General features: G+C 59.2%; 15 protein-coding genes and 1 pseudogene. 10 read left to right on the forward strand and 6 right to left on the reverse strand.

Annotated elements, in window-relative coordinates:
• The first annotated feature begins 214 nt into the window (after positions 1-214).
• A complete protein-coding gene (locus ACYASU_RS02940) occupies positions 215-2,707 on the forward strand; it encodes a ligase-associated DNA damage response DEXH box helicase (RefSeq protein ID WP_463581908.1) in 2,493 nt (830 codons plus the stop codon).
• Positions 2,704-3,360 (forward strand): ligase-associated DNA damage response endonuclease PdeM, encoded by a 657-nt coding sequence (pdeM, locus tag ACYASU_RS02945; protein ID WP_346627499.1) that lies wholly within the window; start codon positions 2,704-2,706, stop codon positions 3,358-3,360. The genes ACYASU_RS02940 and pdeM overlap by 4 nt, the downstream gene beginning before the upstream one ends.
• Before the next feature lie 120 nt (positions 3,361-3,480).
• On the opposite strand, the gene ACYASU_RS02950 is transcribed toward pdeM, so the two are convergent.
• Complete coding sequence (locus ACYASU_RS02950) at positions 3,481-3,702, reverse strand: hypothetical protein (RefSeq protein WP_074889014.1); 222 nt, start codon at positions 3,700-3,702, stop codon at positions 3,481-3,483.
• A gap of 109 nt (positions 3,703-3,811) precedes the next feature.
• A complete protein-coding gene (dcd, locus tag ACYASU_RS02955) occupies positions 3,812-4,378 on the reverse strand; it encodes a dCTP deaminase (RefSeq protein ID WP_002554836.1) in 567 nt (188 codons plus the stop codon).
• Positions 4,379-4,688: 310 nt separating this feature from the next.
• On the opposite strand from dcd, the gene ACYASU_RS02960 reads away from it, so the two are divergent.
• Complete coding sequence (locus ACYASU_RS02960; RefSeq protein ID WP_002554837.1) at positions 4,689-4,898, forward strand: cold-shock protein; 210 nt, start codon at positions 4,689-4,691, stop codon at positions 4,896-4,898.
• Positions 4,899-5,063: 165 nt separating this feature from the next.
• Here the strand turns inward: ACYASU_RS02960 and apbC are convergent, their stop codons facing one another.
• Positions 5,064-6,158 carry an iron-sulfur cluster carrier protein ApbC gene (gene apbC / locus ACYASU_RS02965; protein WP_463581909.1) on the reverse strand — a complete coding sequence of 365 codons (1,095 nt, stop codon included), beginning with the start codon at positions 6,156-6,158 and terminating at the stop codon, positions 5,064-5,066.
• Between the two features lie 182 nt (positions 6,159-6,340).
• On the opposite strand from apbC, the gene metG reads away from it, so the two are divergent.
• From metG to ACYASU_RS02985, 4 genes and pseudogenes are all read left to right on the forward strand, one after another.
• Positions 6,341-8,389 (forward strand): methionine--tRNA ligase, encoded by a 2,049-nt coding sequence (metG, locus tag ACYASU_RS02970; RefSeq protein WP_463581910.1) that lies wholly within the window; start codon positions 6,341-6,343, stop codon positions 8,387-8,389.
• Positions 8,352-9,287, forward strand: a pseudogene (gene rsxB / locus ACYASU_RS02975) (electron transport complex subunit RsxB); the annotation flags it as partial. The gene metG and the pseudogene rsxB, both read left to right, overlap by 38 nt.
• A 20-nt stretch (positions 9,288-9,307) precedes the next feature.
• Positions 9,308-9,946, forward strand: coding sequence for an endonuclease III (gene nth / locus ACYASU_RS02980; RefSeq protein ID WP_463581911.1), 639 nt, complete (start codon positions 9,308-9,310; stop codon positions 9,944-9,946).
• A gap of 105 nt (positions 9,947-10,051) precedes the next feature.
• Positions 10,052-10,240 carry a PA3496 family putative envelope integrity protein gene (locus ACYASU_RS02985; RefSeq protein WP_192171584.1) on the forward strand — a complete coding sequence of 63 codons (189 nt, stop codon included), beginning with the start codon at positions 10,052-10,054 and terminating at the stop codon, positions 10,238-10,240.
• A gap of 100 nt (positions 10,241-10,340) precedes the next feature.
• Here the strand turns inward: ACYASU_RS02985 and ACYASU_RS02990 are convergent, their stop codons facing one another.
• Positions 10,341-10,967 carry a response regulator transcription factor gene (locus tag ACYASU_RS02990; protein ID WP_037012286.1) on the reverse strand — a complete coding sequence of 209 codons (627 nt, stop codon included), beginning with the start codon at positions 10,965-10,967 and terminating at the stop codon, positions 10,341-10,343.
• Between the two features lie 1,150 nt (positions 10,968-12,117).
• Here ACYASU_RS02990 and ACYASU_RS02995 point away from each other — a divergent pair.
• Positions 12,118-12,672 (forward strand): hypothetical protein, encoded by a 555-nt coding sequence (locus ACYASU_RS02995; protein ID WP_463581912.1) that lies wholly within the window; start codon positions 12,118-12,120, stop codon positions 12,670-12,672.
• 170 nt (positions 12,673-12,842) lie between these two features.
• Here ACYASU_RS02995 and ACYASU_RS03000 read toward each other — a convergent pair whose 3' ends face one another.
• Entirely contained in the window at positions 12,843-14,060 is a 1,218-nt protein-coding gene (locus tag ACYASU_RS03000; RefSeq protein WP_007938916.1) for an argininosuccinate synthase, read from the reverse strand.
• 130 nt (positions 14,061-14,190) lie between these two features.
• Complete coding sequence (locus ACYASU_RS03005; RefSeq protein ID WP_463581913.1) at positions 14,191-15,177, reverse strand: flagellar protein MotY; 987 nt, start codon at positions 15,175-15,177, stop codon at positions 14,191-14,193.
• 144 nt (positions 15,178-15,321) lie between these two features.
• Here ACYASU_RS03005 and pyrC point away from each other — a divergent pair, with 144 nt between their 5' ends.
• Positions 15,322-16,368 (forward strand): dihydroorotase, encoded by a 1,047-nt coding sequence (pyrC, locus tag ACYASU_RS03010; protein WP_369307195.1) that lies wholly within the window; start codon positions 15,322-15,324, stop codon positions 16,366-16,368.
• Positions 16,365-17,042 (forward strand): ribonuclease T, encoded by a 678-nt coding sequence (gene rnt / locus ACYASU_RS03015; RefSeq protein ID WP_122536107.1) that lies wholly within the window; start codon positions 16,365-16,367, stop codon positions 17,040-17,042. The genes pyrC and rnt overlap by 4 nt, the downstream gene beginning before the upstream one ends.
• Positions 17,043-17,364: the final 322 nt, after the last annotated feature.

The following is a 17,364-nucleotide window of genomic DNA, read 5'->3' on the forward strand; positions in this document are numbered from 1 at the left end:
AGCGACCGGGGTGGCGTTCCACCTTGTTCTCGAAGGCATTCTGTCAGTCAGCCCACCTGTTGCTGACCCGCCGAATTCGCGAGCAAGCTCGCTCCCACAATGCCCGATACAGCCGGTACATCTCTGCTCGACAACAATCGATCCAAACGGATATTCCATCAAACTATTGCACCCTCCCGACGGTCTCTGACTTAACCCCTCCCAGAGCCTGCGCATGCCAAAAGCCGTCAATTTCGCCAAGCGCTGGTTTGCCGAGCGCGGCTGGAAACCCTTCCCCTTCCAGAAAGAAGTCTGGGCCGCCGTTGCTCGCGGCGAGTCGGGTCTGCTGCACGCCAGCACCGGCGCGGGCAAAACCTACTCGGTGTGGTTCGCCGCCCTCAACCAGTTCGCCCGGTCCGCGCCCGAACCAACCGAGCATAAGCCGCGCAAGCGCAAGCCCGTTGCCGCTCCCCTGAGCGTGCTATGGATTACGCCCATGCGCGCCCTCGCTGCCGACACCGCACGGGCGCTGGAAGGTCCGCTGCAGGATTTGCAGATTCCCTGGAGCGTCGGCCTGCGCACCGGCGACACCAGCAGCAGCGAACGCGCCAAACAGGGCCGGCGCCTGCCCTCCGCGCTGATCACCACGCCGGAGAGCCTGACACTGCTGCTGACCCGCGCCGATGCTCAGGCGACGATGTCGACGCTGAAGATGGTCGTTGTCGATGAATGGCACGAGCTGATCGGCAACAAGCGCGGCATCCAGTTGCAACTGGCGCTGGCCAGGCTGCGCCAGTGGAATCCCGAATTGGTCATCTGGGGCCTTTCCGCGACCCTCGGCAATCAAGATCACGCGCAACAGGTGCTGGTGGGCGACCACGGCACCACCGTTCACGGCAAAGTGGTCAAGGAACTGATCGTCGACACGCTGCTGCCGCCCTCCATCGAGCGCTTCCCCTGGGCCGGGCACATAGGCTTGCGCATGCTGCCCCAGGTGCTGGCCGAAGTGGACAGCAGTTCCAGTTGCCTGCTGTTCACCAATACCCGGGCGCAGTCGGAAGTCTGGTATCAGGCGCTGCTGGAAGCGCGTCCTGACTGGGCCGGGCTGATCGCGCTGCACCACGGCTCGCTGTCCCGCGAGGTCCGTGACTGGGTTGAACGCGCCCTTAAAGAAGGCCACCTGAAAGCCGTGGTCTGCACCTCCAGCCTCGATTTGGGCGTGGACTTTCTGCCAGTCGAGCGCGTGCTGCAGATCGGCTCGGCCAAGGGTGTCGCGCGGTTGATGCAGCGTGCGGGACGCTCGGGCCACGCGCCAGGCCGCCCGTCACGGGTCACGCTGGTGCCGACCCACAGCCTGGAACTAGTGGAGGCCGCCGCCGCCCGCGACGCCGTCAACGCCCGCCTGATCGAACCCCGCGAATCACCCCACAAACCGCTGGATGTCCTCGTACAACATTTAGTGAGCATGGCCCTCGGTGGCGGCTTTACCCCCGACGCGTTACTCGCCGAAGTTCGCACCGCATGGGCCTACCGGGACCTGACCGACGAAGAATGGGAATGGGCGCTGGCGTTCGTGCGCTACGGCGGCTTGTCGCTGACGGCGTACCCTGATTATCGACGCGTCGAGCCGGACGAAGACGGCATCTGGCGCGTCCCCGATGCGCGCCTTGCCCGCCGCCACCGCATGAGCGTGGGCACCATCGTCAGCGACGCCAGCATCAATGTGAAGTATTGGAGCAAGGGCGGCGGGGGCGGATCCCTCGGCAGCGTTGAAGAAGGTTTCATCGCCCGATTGAAGCCGGGCGACGGCTTTTTGTTCAGCGGTCGTCTGCTGGAACTGGTGCGCGTTGAGAACATGACCGCGTACGTGAAAAAGGCGACGAGCAAAAAAGCCGCCGTCCCACGCTGGAATGGCGGACGGATGCCGCTCTCAAACGAGTTAGCCGATGCCGTTGTCGAGAAATTCGATGCGGCTGCCCGGGGCGATTTCAGCAGTCCCGAGATGCACATCGTCAGCCCGTTGCTCGAAGTGCAACGGCAATGGTCAGCGTTGCCGCGCAAGGACACGCTGCTCGCGGAAGTCCTGAAGTCCCGGGAAGGCTGGCATTTGTTTCTGTATCCCTTCGCCGGACGGCATGTTCACCTGGGGCTGGCGAGCCTATTGGCCTGGCGACTGAGTCGGGACACGCCACTGACCTTCTCCATCGCCGTGAATGACTATGGCTTCGAACTGCTCAGCGCCACCCCGATCGACTGGAATGAACGTCTGACGACTCAGCTGTTTTCCGAAGACGAGCTGCTGGCCGATATCATTGCCAGCCTGAACGCCGGTGAACTGGCCTTGCGCCGCTTTCGCGAGATTGCCCGCATCGCCGGGCTGGTGTTCTCCGGCTACCCCGGCGCCCCCAAAAGCAACCGACAACTGCAGGCCTCCAGCGGCTTGTTTTTCGAAGTGTTCAAACAGTACGACGCCAGCAACCTGCTGCTGACCCAAGCGCAGGAGGAAGTACTGCGACAGGAGCTGGACGTGGCCCGTCTCGAACAAACCCTCAGCCGCATCAATAACCGGACCCTGGATTTGCACGTGATCAAACGCCCCACCCCGATGGCCTTTCCGCTGCTGGTCGAACGCATGCGCGAAAGCCTCAGCACCGAAAAACTCTCCGACCGCATCGCACGCATGGTCAGCGATCTGGAAAAAGCCGCCGGACCTGAGGTTATGACGTGAGGCCGTATCTTTCGATTCAACTGGCAGGTGCGGAGTTGTGGTTACTGGCGGACAAAGCCATTTATTACCCGGCGGAGCGCGCGCTATTGATCGCCGACGCCCACTTTGGCAAGGCCGCTGCCTACCGAAGGCTGGGCCAGCCAGTGCCCCATGGCACCACCGACGATAACCTTCAGCGCCTGGATGCACTGCTGGCGAGCTACGACTGCGATCGGTTGATCTTTCTGGGGGATTTTCTTCATGCTCCGGAATCCCATGCGGCGCGCACACTGTCGGCCATTCAGGCTTGGCGTGACAAACACCACGATCTGGCAATCACCCTCATTCGGGGGAACCATGACAAGCGAGCAGGGGACCCGCCACCGGCGTTGCGCATGGACGTCGTCGAGGAGCCGATGTTTCTGGGGCCGTATGCCCTGCAGCATGAACCTGCCCCACACCCTGACTTTCACGTACTGGCGGGCCATGTTCACCCGGCGTACAGGCTATATGGACGTGGACGCCAGCGATTGCGGCTGCCGTGCTTCTACGTGCTGCCACGGGTGAGCCTGCTGCCGGCATTCGGCGCGTTCACGGGGGGAATGAATATTGATCGGGCTGAGAACAGCAAAATCTATGTCGTGGGGGATGGGGCGGTGTGGGAGGCGGTTTGAGAAAAGCGGGCAGTTTGAGATCGCGGGTCGACGTGCGCCGAGGCACCGCTGGTCATTAGCTGACGACCAAACCGGGGACAGATTATGCCCGCCGATGCCGCGGCACCGACGGGACATGAATCAGGCGACCGGCGCGGGTGGCGGCTCGTCCGGGATTGTCGGCACGCCGCCTTCGTCAGGCTGGGGGTACTCGTTTGGACTGTCCGGGTCTGGCTGCCCGGGAATGCCCCCGGCGACCATATTATTGAGGTGTGGATGCGCTAACAGCGACCAAGCCAGCAAACCAACCTGATTGGCACTCGGGTCGGGTTCCTTGCTGCTGGTGTTGATGTGTCTCTTCATAGGGCACTCCTGAGCGTTGGCCCCATTCGCATGGTGCGGATGGGAACAGTTCAGTCAATAGAGTGCGAATTCCGAGACAAATTCAGTAACTGGCTGACAAATGGCGCTATCAGGTACGCGGCAGCGTCACACCGCGCTGGCCCTGGTACTTGCCGCCACGGTCCTTGTAGGAGACTTCACACTCTTCGTCGGATTCCAGGAAAAGCATCTGTGCGACGCCTTCATTGGCGTAAATCTTCGCCGGCAGCGTGGTGGTGTTGGAGAACTCCAGCGTCACGTGGCCTTCCCATTCAGGCTCAAGGGGGGTCACGTTGACGATGATGCCGCAGCGCGCGTAAGTGCTTTTGCCCAGACAGATGGTCAGCACGTTACGCGGAATGCGGAAATATTCGACGGTGCGCGCCAGTGCAAACGAGTTCGGCGGGATGATGCAGACATCGCTTTTAATATCGACAAAACTTTTTTCATCGAAATTTTTCGGGTCCACCGTCGCCGAATTGATGTTGGTGAACACCTTGAATTCGTCGGCGCAACGCACGTCGTAGCCGTAGCTGGAGACACCGAAAGAGATCACTCGATCAGCGCCTTCGCCGCGCACCTGACGCTCCACAAACGGCTCGATCATGCCGTGTTCCTGCGCCATGCGGCGAATCCACTTGTCCGATTTGATGCTCATGGCGGTGTCCTGAATAGCGAGGTGAAAAAGATGTCCGGCATCTTACCGGTCGAACGCTCCGGGTTCAAAGATTGCGCGCCGTGTGCATTAAGGTCGTTGAGCCACCTCAAGAAAAAATCGCAGACAGCCCCTTTGCACATCTGAAAAAGTGGGGTAAGGTGGCTCCACTGTGTTGCTTGTGTCACTGAGAATATCTACACGATGTTGAATTTCGATCCAACCATCTCCAAGAATTTTTCCTGCTCTTTGCACTCAGTCTCGGCCAGGGCATTTCCTGAGTCGCAGTTAACTTTGTCCAAGGAGATACACCATGTCTAATCGCCAAACTGGTACCGTTAAGTGGTTCAACGATGAAAAAGGCTTCGGCTTCATCACTCCACAATCCGGTGACGACCTGTTCGTTCACTTCAAAGCTATCCAATCCGACGGCTTCAAAAGCCTGAAAGAAGGCCAACAGGTCTCTTTCATCGCTACCCGCGGCCAGAAAGGCATGCAAGCTGAAGAAGTTCAAGTTATCTAACTTGTACTGATTCGCTTAAAAGACCCCGCCCTCAAAAGCGGGGTTTTTTTATGCCTGTTAAAAAAGCACTTCTGCACATCCCGCCCGCAACCTCCACCTGAAACCCCATCACCGCGACATGCCGAGCATCCGGCACATCGCGTATCTCGCCTTCTGGCTTAGGCCTCAATCGTCGCTGACAGAAATGCTCGGTATCTCCGCCATGGCAGCTTCCTGCAGCACGATCCGCGCGCCCACATGGCGCGCCAGCTCCTGATACACCATTGCGATCTGACTCTCAGGCTCGGCAATCGCCGTGGGCTTGCCGCCATCGGCCTGTTCTCGAATCAACATGGACAGTGGCAGCGAGGCCAGCAGCTCGACGCCATACTGGGTCGCCAGCTTCTCCCCTCCGCCTTCGCCGAACAGATGCTCGGCATGGCCGCAGTTCGAACAGATGTGAACGGCCATGTTTTCAACGACACCCAGCACCGGAATGTTGACCTTGCGGAACATCTCCACGCCTTTCTTCGCGTCCAGCAATGCAAGGTCCTGCGGGGTCGTGACGATGACGGCGCCAGCGACCGGCACCTTCTGCGCGAGGGTCAGCTGGATATCGCCGGTGCCAGGCGGCATGTCGATGACCAGATAATCCAGGTCATTCCAGGCGGTCTGGGTCACCAGCTGCAGCAGCGCTCCCGAAACCATTGGCCCTCTCCAGACCATCGGTGTGTTGTCATCGGTCAGAAACGCCATGGACATCACTTCAATGCCGTGGGCCTCAATGGGCACGAACCACTTCTGATCCTTGATCTTCGGACGGGTGCCTTCGGCAATGCCAAACATGACGCCCTGGCTCGGGCCGTAAATATCGGCATCAAGAATGCCCACACGCGCACCTTCCCGGGACAGCGCCAACGCCAGGTTGGCCGCGGTCGTGGATTTACCGACGCCGCCTTTGCCCGACGCAACCGCCACGATGTTCTTTACGTTGGCCAGGCCGGGGATTTGGCCGAGGGCTTTGTGAGGGTGAATCACCGACGTGATCTGGACGCTGGCCGAGGCGACGCCATCCAGCCCCTCAATCGCCATCTGCAGCATCTGCGCCCAGCCGTTCTTGAACAGCGCGGCCGCGTATCCCAACTCCAGCTGGACGCTCACGCGACTCCCGTCGATCTCGATGGCGCGGACACACCCGGCACTGACCGGGTCCTGATTCAAGTACGGATCGATGTACTGGCGAAGGACGGCTTCCACCGTTGCGCGATTGACAGCGCTCATGGGTGACTCCTTAAAGACTGAGTAAAACAGGCGGCCATCCTACCTTGTATGCCCGATAAAGAGCGCAGCGACGTTTTTCTTTCAAGCACATCGGCAGATTCCGACATGCAGCGCGGGATGAAAAAAAACGCTCAGGCCTTTATAGTGGCCGACCTCCGTTTCACTTCAAGTAGCCGAGCCCAATGTCCGAGCCACGCAAGATTCTCGTCACCAGCGCCCTGCCCTATGCCAATGGTTCCATTCACCTTGGCCACATGCTCGAGTACATCCAGACCGACATGTGGGTGCGCTTTCAAAAGCACCGTGGCAACCAGTGCATTTATGTGTGCGCGGACGACGCCCATGGTTCGGCCATCATGCTGCGCGCCGAAAAGGAAGGCATCACGCCCGAGCAACTGATCGCCAACGTGCAGGCCGAGCACAGCGCCGACTTCGCTGACTTTCTGGTGGATTTCGACAACTTCCACTCGACCCACGCCGAAGAAAACCGCGAGCTGTCGAGCGAGATCTACAAACGTCTTCGCGACGCCGGGCACATCGTCACGCGCTCCGTGACGCAGTATTTCGACCCGGAAAAGAAAATGTTCCTGGCCGACCGCTTCATCAAAGGCACCTGCCCGAAATGCGGCACTGAAGACCAGTACGGTGATAACTGCGAGAAGTGCGGTGCCACCTACGCCCCGACTGACCTGAAAGACCCCAAGTCCGCGATTTCCGGTGCAACCCCGGTGCTCCGAGACTCCAAGCATTTCTTCTTCGACCTGCCTGCGTTTGACGCCATGCTCAAGAGCTGGACGCGAAGCGGCACGTTGCAGGACGCCGTGGCGAACAAGATCGCCGAGTGGCTGGATTCCGGCCTGCAGCAGTGGGACATCTCCCGCGATGCGCCGTATTTCGGTTTCGAGATCCCCGACGAGCCGGGCAAATATTTCTACGTATGGCTGGATGCGCCGATCGGCTACATGGCGAGCTTCAAGAATCTGTGCGCGCGCCGTCCGGAGCTGGACTTCGACGCGTTCTGGCGCAAGGATTCGACCACCGAGCTTTACCACTTCATCGGCAAAGACATCGTCAACTTCCACGCGCTGTTCTGGCCAGCAATGCTCGAGGGTTCGGGATTCCGCAAGCCTACCGGCATCAACGTCCACGGCTACCTGACCGTCAATGGCCAGAAGATGTCGAAATCCCGAGGTACCTTCATCAAGGCACGCACCTACCTCGAACATTTGTCGCCGGAATACCTGCGTTACTACTACGCGGCCAAGCTGGGCCGTGGCGTCGATGATCTCGACCTGAACCTTGAAGACTTCGTGCAGAAGGTCAACTCTGACCTGATCGGCAAGGTGGTGAACATTGCCAGCCGTTGCGCGGGATTCATTCAGAAAGGCAACGCAGGTCTGCTGGTGGCCGGCAATGCCGAGCCCGAGTTGACCGACGCTTTCCGCACCGCAGCGCCGAGCATTGCCGACGCCTACGAGGCACGTGACTTTGCCCGTGCGATGCGCGAAATCATGGCGCTGGCCGACCGCGCCAACGCCTGGATCGCCGAAAAGGCGCCGTGGTCGCTGGCCAAGCAGGAAGGCAAACAGGACGAGGTTCAGGCGATCTGCGCCCTGGGCATCAATCTGTTCCGTCAGTTGGTGATCTTCCTCAAGCCTGTGCTACCGAATCTGGCCGCAGACGCCGAGCGGTTTCTCAACGTCGCGCCACTGACCTGGAACGACCACCAGACGCTGCTGAGCAATCATCAGCTCAACCCGTTCCAGCCGCTGATGACCCGCATCGACCCCGTAAAATTGGAAGCCATGACCGACGCATCGAAAGAAGACCTCGCCGCCAGCGCCACCGACACAGGTGCGGCACCGCAGGGCAATGGCGAGCTGACGAAAGACCCGCTCTCTCCGGAGATCGACTTCGACGCCTTTGCGGCGATTGACCTTCGCGTCGCGCTCATTGAGAAAGCCGAGCACGTCGAAGGCGCCGACAAGCTGCTGCGCCTGACGCTGGATATCGGCGACGAGAAGCGCAACGTCTTCTCCGGCATCAAAAGTGCCTACCCGAACCCGGCGGAGCTGGAGGGTCGGTTGACCATGATGATCGCCAACCTGAAGCCGCGGAAAATGCGCTTTGGTATCTCGGAAGGGATGGTGATGGCAGCGGGTCCTGGCGGTGAAGAGATTTACCTGCTGAGCCCTGACAGCGGCGCCAAGCCCGGTCAGCGCATCAAGTAACCCGACCCGAACCGTAACATTCTGCACGTTATCGACGGCCCGCTCGGGTCGTCGATCTGGTCCAAGCATGAGCCTGATTCAGCGCATCGACGCCTTGCTGCCGCAAACCCAGTGTGGGAAGTGCGGCCATCCAGGCTGCCAGCCCTACGCCGAAGGCATTGCGAGCGGCGAAGCCATCAACAAGTGTCCACCCGGCGGCGACGAGACCATCGCAGCACTGGCTCGACTGCTGAAAGTGCCGGTGCTGCAACTGGACATCGAACGAGGCCGCGCGCCGGCGCAAGTCGCGTTCATTCGCGAGGCCGAATGCATCGGTTGCACCAAATGCATTCAAGCCTGCCCCGTGGACGCCATCGTTGGCGCCGCCAAGCTGATGCACACCGTCATCGTGCAGGAATGCACCGGCTGTGATCTGTGCGTTGCGCCCTGCCCGGTCGACTGCATCGACATGCTGCCGTTGCCAGTGACCTCCGTGCCGTTCATTGGTGATTGCGCGATGGATGAAGAGCAGCGATCCGTCAGGGCCGTCAAACGCAGTCGTGCGCGGCAACGCTTTGATGCGCGCTCGGCCCGCCTGCAGCGCGATGAGCAGCGACGCCAGGCCGAACGCCAGGCTCGCCCGTTACGGACCGTCACGCCGGCCGTTCTCCAGCCAGATCCGGCGCAAGCCGCCCTGGCGCGGATTCGCTCAAAACCGTCGACAAGCAGTGACGCGGCGTTGAAACAGGCACGCGCCCAGGTCGCCATGAGCAGAGCTCAACTGCTGAAGTCGTTGAAAGCCTTTGGTCACCCGCCGATTGCCGAACAAGCTGCGCAACTCGTGCAACTGCAGCGTGGCCTCGACGAGGCAGAGCATGCGCTGGCCCAATTGCAGAACCCGGCGCCCGCAGCACCGTCTTTTCAGGAAAAGCCCACCCCATGAACGCCGCCAAACGCCTTGAGATCTTTCGTCGCTTGCACGAAGACAATCCCGATCCCAAAACCGAACTGGCCTACACCACGCCGTTCGAGCTGCTGATCGCCGTGATTCTCTCGGCACAGGCCACCGATGTCAGCGTCAACAAGGCCACGGCGCGTCTCTACCCGGTCGCCAATACGCCTGAGGCGATTTACGCGCTGGGTGTCGAGGGTTTGTCTGCCTATATCACAACCATTGGCCTGTACAACAGCAAGGCCCGAAACGTGATCGAAACGTGCCGTTTGCTGATTGAATTGCACGGCGGCGAGGTGCCTCAGACCCGAGAGGCCCTCGAAGCCCTCCCCGGCGTGGGCCGCAAGACCGCGAATGTGGTCCTGAACACCGCGTTCCGCCAGTTGGCGATGGCAGTCGACACGCACATCTTCCGCGTCAGCAACCGTACCGGCATCGCGCCAGGCAAGAACGTGGTGGAAGTTGAAAACAAGCTGATGAAATTTGTGCCCAGGGATTACCTCATGGATGCGCACCATTGGCTGATCCTTCACGGGCGTTACGTGTGTATTGCGCGCAAGCCCCGGTGTGGCAGTTGTCGGATCGAAGACCTGTGCGAGTACAAGGCCAAGACCTCTGACGATTGAACGATAGCGTCTCAAGGCTTTGATCGATTAAAAAAATCTTTTTTACCCGCGCAGGGTTTGTCGTTATAAGGAGCGCCAACGACCGTTCACGCCTGAGGCTGAATCATGAGCGATGAAAAAGACACCATCGAAGTCGAAGTTGACGACGACTTCGTGATCGAGGACCCGGACGAAGTCCCGCCCGCGCCGGTAGAAACCGCCAAGACCAACCTCAGCAAGCGCCGCACGATCGACAACCTTCTGGAAGAGCGTCGCCTGCAACGTCAGCTTGCGGATTACGACTTCGATTTCTGAGCCGGCCTGGACGGCACTCGAGCAGCAGGCCTCTCCCGACAGAGAGGCTTGGCGGCATCAGCTGATGACGCCGCCCTCAGATACCGTCCTCTCACGGCCATCAGACCAACCCGTTTCGTTGCGCGAGCTCGATCAAGTCGACCAGCGAATGCGCATTGAGCTTGAGCAGCAGGCGCGTCTTGTACGTGCTGACGGTTTTGTTGCTCAGGAACATACCGTCGGCGATTTCCTTGTTGGTCTTGCCACGGGCCAACTGCTGCAACACCATCATTTCTCTTCCCGACAGACGATCCACCATCTCCGCCTCACTGGCATTGCCGAGACTGGAGCGCACTGTGTGCAACGCCTGGTTGGGGAAATAACTGTAGCCGGACAACACCGCCTTGATGGCGCTGAGCAACTCGGTCAGATCCTGCTGCTTGCAGACATAACCTGCAGCACCCGCCTGCATGCAGCGCATTGAAAAATGCCCCGGCGCTTGGGAAGTCAGGATCAGCACCTTGAAGGCCAGCGTCATAGCCGACAATCGGGCGATAACCTCAAGGCCATCGAGCTTGGGGATACCGATGTCCAGAATGACAATGTCCGGCAAGTGCTCGCGCGCCAGTTGTAACGCATCCACACCGTTATCCGTCTCGGCAATGACTTCGTAGCCATGGCGTTCCATCAACATGCGTACGGCGAGCCTGATGACAGGGTGATCATCCACGATCAACACTTTATTCATGAGCAGTCCATTCTTCGCTGTTCGAATTTTCAGAGCCCGCACAATAGCTTAGTCGTTTAGTGCTTTGCATGGCGCTCCTCCCTGCAGATCAGCAGGCAAAGACCTTTCTCACTCAACCAACAGAAAAATCCTACAAAACCTGCCCTATCCGCTCTATTTTTTACGATGTTCAATCCCGTCTCAGTACGTGACCGCATAATGTCCGAGACCGCAAGTGGTAATTTTTGAATCCTGAATACGCTGAGCATTTCTCACTATATGAATGCGGTTTGATAGCGCGATTTGTCCTAAGGCAGGTCGGCGACCCGCTTGGTCCGCCGACGGGTTTGAATGCGCGGAAATCCAGGGCTTTCCTGCACGCTCGGGAAAAATGGTTATCTCTGTGAGCACTGGCTCAGGCCAATGGGTTTAAGCCCATTCACCTTGGGCGTATGGCTTCAGCATATGCCCATATTGCCGGGCCGCCAGCAAACAAAAATCATAAAATATTGCAGGCCATGGGAACCGTATGCGACCGCACACACTTGGTTAAATGACACAGGCAAACTCGAAGAGTTTGATTACATCTTAAATACTCGAAAGGACCTACACCGTGTTCAGAAATTTCTGAACAGTCCGGATTAACTTTCAACTGGTCGCGCCTTGATACGGGGTATCGGGAGGGCACAGATAGTTACGTCACTTACCCTCCCTCGAGCCGGGTTACCCAACTTATAACGACCGCCTCACATCACCGCCCTATTAAAACGAGGGGCTGGCCCGCCTCTCACGTAATACCATTCAGACGATAACATCCAGCACCCTCAGGCCATTCCAGAAAAATACTACATAACTAACGGATTATTATTACCGCAAAGAACTTCACCGAAAGGAATTAAAAAACAAACACCCTATTTTTTGGCTTTTTACTTGCCAAACCTATTACCAGTCGTTACTTTTTGATGAGCGAATGGTTCAGCCCACTAATAGTTAGTGGCTCTTATCACAATATAAGATTATTGCACACATAAATACTGGCGCTTCTATATGACAGTAATCCGTGCGCAGGCCGCTCTTCGGCTTGAATAAGCCATTCAGTGTTTAAACGCTCTTAAGCGTGAACGTCCCCGCAGTGAAGGCTGTTTAGTTGATATGTTCAAAGGAACCTACCATGACCAAGAAAATAAAATACTCCATTGGCGCAAGCAGTGACCCTATCAAACTGGCGGAGGCGGTAGAGCGCTATGTTTCCCAGGGCGGCGTCATTAACGTCATTGCAGAAGGAGAGTCGCGGGAGACGGAAGCGTCGAGGCAAACCCGAGAGGCCGATCCGGAAGCCGAGCTGTGCACCAAGGTCGACCTGCTTAAGGGCCTTGTGGCCAAGGGAGCTGGTGTCGCCGCGCTGCAATACTCGCTGCGCATGAACCAAAAGGACATCAAGCGTTTAGCCAGCGAGAACGGCCTGAAAATCCGCTACTGCCAGCCTGTTCGCCGGTCACGCGCGCCCCGGCAACGAGAGCCGGTTACCCTGGACGACGCCATTGCCGGGCATGCCATGCATTACTCGGCGCTGGGTTACACCGTTCCGGAGATCGCTCAACTACTGGGTGTCGGCGTACGCGATATCTGGGACATCGGCAAAGCCTATCGTTTTGAGTTTCGAACAACTTCGCAGGGGGGTACGGCTGAGAAAGCCGCTGGCGGGGAGACAGATTTGCCAGATTGAGGCAGGAGATAACGCACGGCGCAAGAGCGTCTATTACTGCTCTTGAACGACGGCAACAACCGGCCGGTGTCGGATCAGTAAAGGTTGCAGGTGAAGCGGCAGCGGCATACGGAGGACAGGTGTAATGAGTGCAGCCCTGAACAAGGGCTGCACATCAATCACGACAACGATCAGAACAACTTGCGGCCTTTGTTCGCTGCAATCCGCATGCGCAATGCATTGAGCTTGATAAAGCCCGCAGCGTCTGCCTGGTTGTAGGCGCCGCCGTCTTCTTCAAACGTCGCGATATTGGCATCGAACAGCGACTCGTCAGACTTGCGACCGGTCACGATGACGTTGCCTTTATACAGCTTCAGGCGCACGACACCATTCACGTGGGCCTGCGACGCATCGATCATCTGCTGCAGCATAAGACGCTCAGGGCTCCACCAGTAGCCGGTGTAGATCAGGCTGGCGTATTTCGGCATCAGCTCGTCTTTAAGGTGAGCGACTTCACGGTCCAGGGTGATCGACTCGATCGCACGGTGAGCGCGCAGCATGATGGTGCCACCCGGGGTCTCGTAGCAGCCGCGGGACTTCATGCCGACGTAGCGGTTCTCGACGATGTCCAGACGACCGATGCCGTGCTCGCCGCCAATGCGGTTCAAGGTGGCCAGGACAGTGGCCGGAGTCATTTCAACGCCGTCCAGTGCCACGATGTCGCCGTTGCGGTAGGTCAGCTCCAGGTACTGCGGCTTGTCCGGCGCGTTTTCCGGCGACACTGTCCACCGCCACATGTCTTCTTCGTGCTCGGTCCAGGTGTCTTCCAGCACGCCGCCTTCATAGGAGATGTGCAACAGGTTGGCGTCCATCGAGTACGGGGATTTTTTCTTGCCGTGGCGCTCGATCGGGATCGCGTGCTTCTCGGCATAGTCCATGAGCTTCTCGCGGGACAGCAGGTCCCACTCGCGCCATGGGGCAATGACTTTTACCCCAGGTTTGAGCGCATAGGCGCCCAGTTCAAAGCGGACCTGGTCGTTGCCTTTACCGGTAGCGCCGTGGGAAATGGCGTCGGCGCCGGTTTCGTTGGCGATTTCGATGAGGCGCTTGGCGATCAGGGGGCGCGCGATGGAAGTACCCAGCAGGTACTCGCCTTCGTAGACGGTGTTGGCGCGGAACATCGGGAACACGAAATCACGCACGAATTCTTCGCGCAGGTCGTCGATGTAGATTTCTTTGACGCCCATGGCTTGTGCCTTGGCGCGTGCTGGCTCGACTTCTTCGCCCTGACCCAGGTCAGCGGTAAAGGTCACCACTTCGCAGTTGTACGTATCTTGCAGCCACTTGAGGATTACCGAAGTATCCAAGCCACCGGAATACGCGAGAACTACCTTGTTTACGTCCGCCATGCCATCACTCCAACGCGTTGTACGGAAAACCGACGAGTTTACCGATCACGCGCAGGAATTTACAGTGTCGCGACAGCTTCTGACGACAAAGCGACAGATTCTGTCAGTCAGACGACTTGGCGGCGCATCATCAAGACGCCTTGGCGGGGGTCGCACTGGCTGCTGTCACAGGCGCAGCGCCGGGGGTTGGCGTTGCGGCAGGCCCAGGCAATGGAGCCGGCGTCGGAGCGGGTGCAGCAGCGGGCGGTATGGCCGGAGTCTGCTGCGCCACACGCTCCAGGTGAATGTTCACCCGGCGGTTGCGCGCGCGATTGGCGTTGTTGGTGTTGGGCGCCAGCGGGTACTGCTCGCCGTGGAAGCGCAGAGTGATCTGTTCTTCCGGGATGCCCTGGGCCTTGAGGTAGTCCATCACCGACAGCGCACGACGCCGCGACAGATCGCGGTTCGTCAATCGGTTACCACTGTTGTCGGAGTGACCATCGAGTTCGACGTGATTGACCGTCGGATCGGCCTTCATATAAGCCAACACGGTGTCCAGCTGTCGTTTGGCCCTGGCGTCCAGCTCGATGCCGCCGCCAGGGAAGCCGATCTCGGACTGACGCACTTGCTCGAAATTCATTGGCAGCAGCTTCGCCGTACACTCTTGAAACTCGCCGTAGGCCTTGCTGAATTTGACTGGCAACAGACGGACTTCCATCGCGCCGCCGCCATCGCGCAGAGAATGACGAAACACCGGGCTGCGCCCTTCCATCAGGCCCGCGATCAGGCGTGTGGCCTGGGCCTGATTGGTATTGAAAGGAATCTCGCCGCCGCTGACTCTCACCGCGCCAAGATTGAGGTCACTGCGACCCGGCTGCCACGGCGCCGCGGCGGCAATCAACATGGCCGAACCGGACGCCAGACTGTAGCCATTGGCTTTCAAGCGAAACGTCGGCTGCTCACCCGCGCGACGCACGAACTCTCCGGCACCGAAATCGGTGATCGGCTGCGTCAGTCTGCACTCGAACTGATCGCCTTCCACCTTCCACTCAATATTCTCCAGACGGGTCTGGAAGGTGAGCGCCATGGCCGGCAGGCTGGCAAACGCGCTGAGCAGAGCTAGATATCGCTGGCGCACGGGAGGCTCCACTGAATTTACGTGTAACAGGATTTATGACTTACACGTGGCTATCGGTAACTTCCCGCAAAACTTGATAGCGAGTGCCTGGAGGAGTCTTTTCCGGTAGCATTCCCAGCGAGTTTGACCCGCCTGGAATCCCCAATGTCCGAACGCCTGACCCTCCTGCGCCCCGACGACTGGCACATCCATCTTCGAGATGGCGCTGTTTTGCCCCACACCGTCGCCGACGTAGCGCGCACTTTTGGCCGCGCGATCATCATGCCGAACCTCGTGCCGCCGGTACGCAACGCCGAGCAAGCGGACGCTTATCGTCAGCGCATCCTCGCTGCGCGCCCGCAAGGCAGTCGCTTCGAGCCGCTGATGGTGCTTTACCTGACCGACCTGACGCAGCCCGAAGAGATTCGCGCCGCGAAGGCCAGTGGTTTCGTCTACGCCGCCAAGTTGTACCCGGCAGGCGCCACCACCAATTCCGATTCGGGCGTGACCAGCGTCGACAAGATCTTCCCGGTGCTCGAGGCGATGGCCGAAGTGGGACTGCCGCTGTTGATCCACGGCGAGGTGACCCGCGGCGACATCGACGTGTTCGACCGCGAGAAAATTTTCATCGATGAACATATGCGCCGTGTCGTCGAGCGTTTTCCGACGTTGAAAGTGGTGTTCGAACACATCACCACCGCCGACGCCGTGCAGTTCGTCAATGAAGCGTCAGCCAATGTCGGCGCGACCATCACTGCGCACCATTTGCTGTACAACCGCAATCACATGCTGGTGGGCGGCATCCGTCCCCACTTCTATTGCCTGCCGATCCTCAAGCGCAACACCCACCAGGTTGCCCTGCTGGATGCCGCCACCAGCGGCAGCAGCAAGTTCTTCCTCGGAACGGACTCGGCTCCCCACGCGCAGCACGCCAAAGAAGCGGCATGCGGTTGTGCCGGCTGCTACACCGCGTTCGCCGCCATCGAGCTGTACGCCGAGGCATTCGAGTCACGCAATGCGCTGGACAAGCTGGAAGGTTTCGCCAGTCTGCACGGCCCGGCCTTTTATGGCCTGCCGGCCAACACCGACACCATTACCCTGGTTCGTGACGAGTGGACGGCCCCCGCCAGCCTGCCGTTTGGCGAGCTTTCTGTTATCCCGCTGCGCGCCGGTGAAAAACTGCGCTGGCGCCTGCTGGAGGAACACGCGTGAGTGAAGAACATTACGAAGACGAGCAGGAAGGCTCCGGTGGCGGTACAGGGTCCCGGCACCCGATGGCTGCCCGTTTTCGCGGTTACCTGCCCGTTGTCGTTGACGTAGAAACTGGCGGCTTCAACTGCGCCACCGATGCATTGCTGGAAATCGCGGCCACGACGATTGGCATGGACGAGAAAGGCTTTGTCTTTCCGGACCACACCTACTTCTTCCGCGTCGAACCTTTCGAAGGCGCCAACGTTGAAGCGGCGGCACTGGAGTTCACCGGCATCAAACTGGATCACCCGCTGCGCATGGCCGTGAGCGAAGAAACGGCGCTGACCGACATCTTCCGCGGCATCCGCAAAGCGCTAAAGGCCAATGGCTGCAAGCGCGCGATTCTGGTGGGCCACAATGCCAGCTTCGACCTGGGCTTTCTCAACGCAGCGGTTGCGCGGCTCGACATGAAGCGCAATCCGTTTCACCCGTTCTCCAGCTTTGACACCGCGACCCTGGCGGGCCTGGCGTACGGTCAGACTGTCCTGGCGAAAGCCTGCCAGTCGGCGGACATCGATTTCGATGGCCGCGAAGCCCATTCGGCCCGTTACGACACCGAGAAGACCGCCGAACTGTTCTGCGGCATCGTCAACCGCTGGAAAGAAATGGGCGGCTGGCACGACTTCAACGATTGAGTCGCCCCTGATACGCAATGAACGAACCGGCCCAAGTGGCCGGTTTTTTATGCGGTGGGTATATGGGGATGGTGATTGCGCTAGCCGGGGACAGGTTAATTTACGGTGAAGCGTTGTAAATAAATCAGTCCCCTCACCAAGCCCCGGCTGGCCCCTTCCCGGCTAAAGCCGGTCCTACTAAAAAGCCCACCGCGTAACAACCCGTGGGACCGGCTTCAGCCGGGAAGCTCTTGATCTGCTCTTGATCTGCTTTTGATCAGTTTTTGATCTTCGTACACAGAAAGCCCACTCACTGCCAATCGCGACTTGGGTGCAGGCTGAA

It is taken from the genome of Pseudomonas sp. HP_12, assembly GCF_055283955.1.

Bases quoted from the DNA above. Each gene is read 5' to 3' on its own strand.
- apbC (WP_463581909.1), bottom strand. From the start codon at position 6,158: ATGAGCGCTGTCAATCGCGCAACGGTGGAAGCCGTCCTTCGCCAGTAC.
- ACYASU_RS02995 (WP_463581912.1), top strand. From the start codon at position 12,118: ATGACCAAGAAAATAAAATACTCCATTGGCGCAAGCAGTGACCCTATC.
- ACYASU_RS02960 (WP_002554837.1), top strand. From the start codon at position 4,689: ATGTCTAATCGCCAAACTGGTACCGTTAAGTGGTTCAACGATGAAAAA.
- ACYASU_RS03000 (WP_007938916.1), bottom strand. From the start codon at position 14,060: ATGGCGGACGTAAACAAGGTAGTTCTCGCGTATTCCGGTGGCTTGGAT.
- nth (WP_463581911.1), top strand. From the start codon at position 9,308: ATGAACGCCGCCAAACGCCTTGAGATCTTTCGTCGCTTGCACGAAGAC.
- ACYASU_RS02950 (WP_074889014.1), bottom strand. From the start codon at position 3,702: ATGAAGAGACACATCAACACCAGCAGCAAGGAACCCGACCCGAGTGCC.
- metG (WP_463581910.1), top strand. From the start codon at position 6,341: ATGTCCGAGCCACGCAAGATTCTCGTCACCAGCGCCCTGCCCTATGCC.
- ACYASU_RS02990 (WP_037012286.1), bottom strand. From the start codon at position 10,967: ATGAATAAAGTGTTGATCGTGGATGATCACCCTGTCATCAGGCTCGCC.
- pyrC (WP_369307195.1), top strand. From the start codon at position 15,322: ATGTCCGAACGCCTGACCCTCCTGCGCCCCGACGACTGGCACATCCAT.
- ACYASU_RS02940 (WP_463581908.1), top strand. From the start codon at position 215: ATGCCAAAAGCCGTCAATTTCGCCAAGCGCTGGTTTGCCGAGCGCGGC.
- dcd (WP_002554836.1), bottom strand. From the start codon at position 4,378: ATGAGCATCAAATCGGACAAGTGGATTCGCCGCATGGCGCAGGAACAC.
- ACYASU_RS02985 (WP_192171584.1), top strand. From the start codon at position 10,052: ATGAGCGATGAAAAAGACACCATCGAAGTCGAAGTTGACGACGACTTC.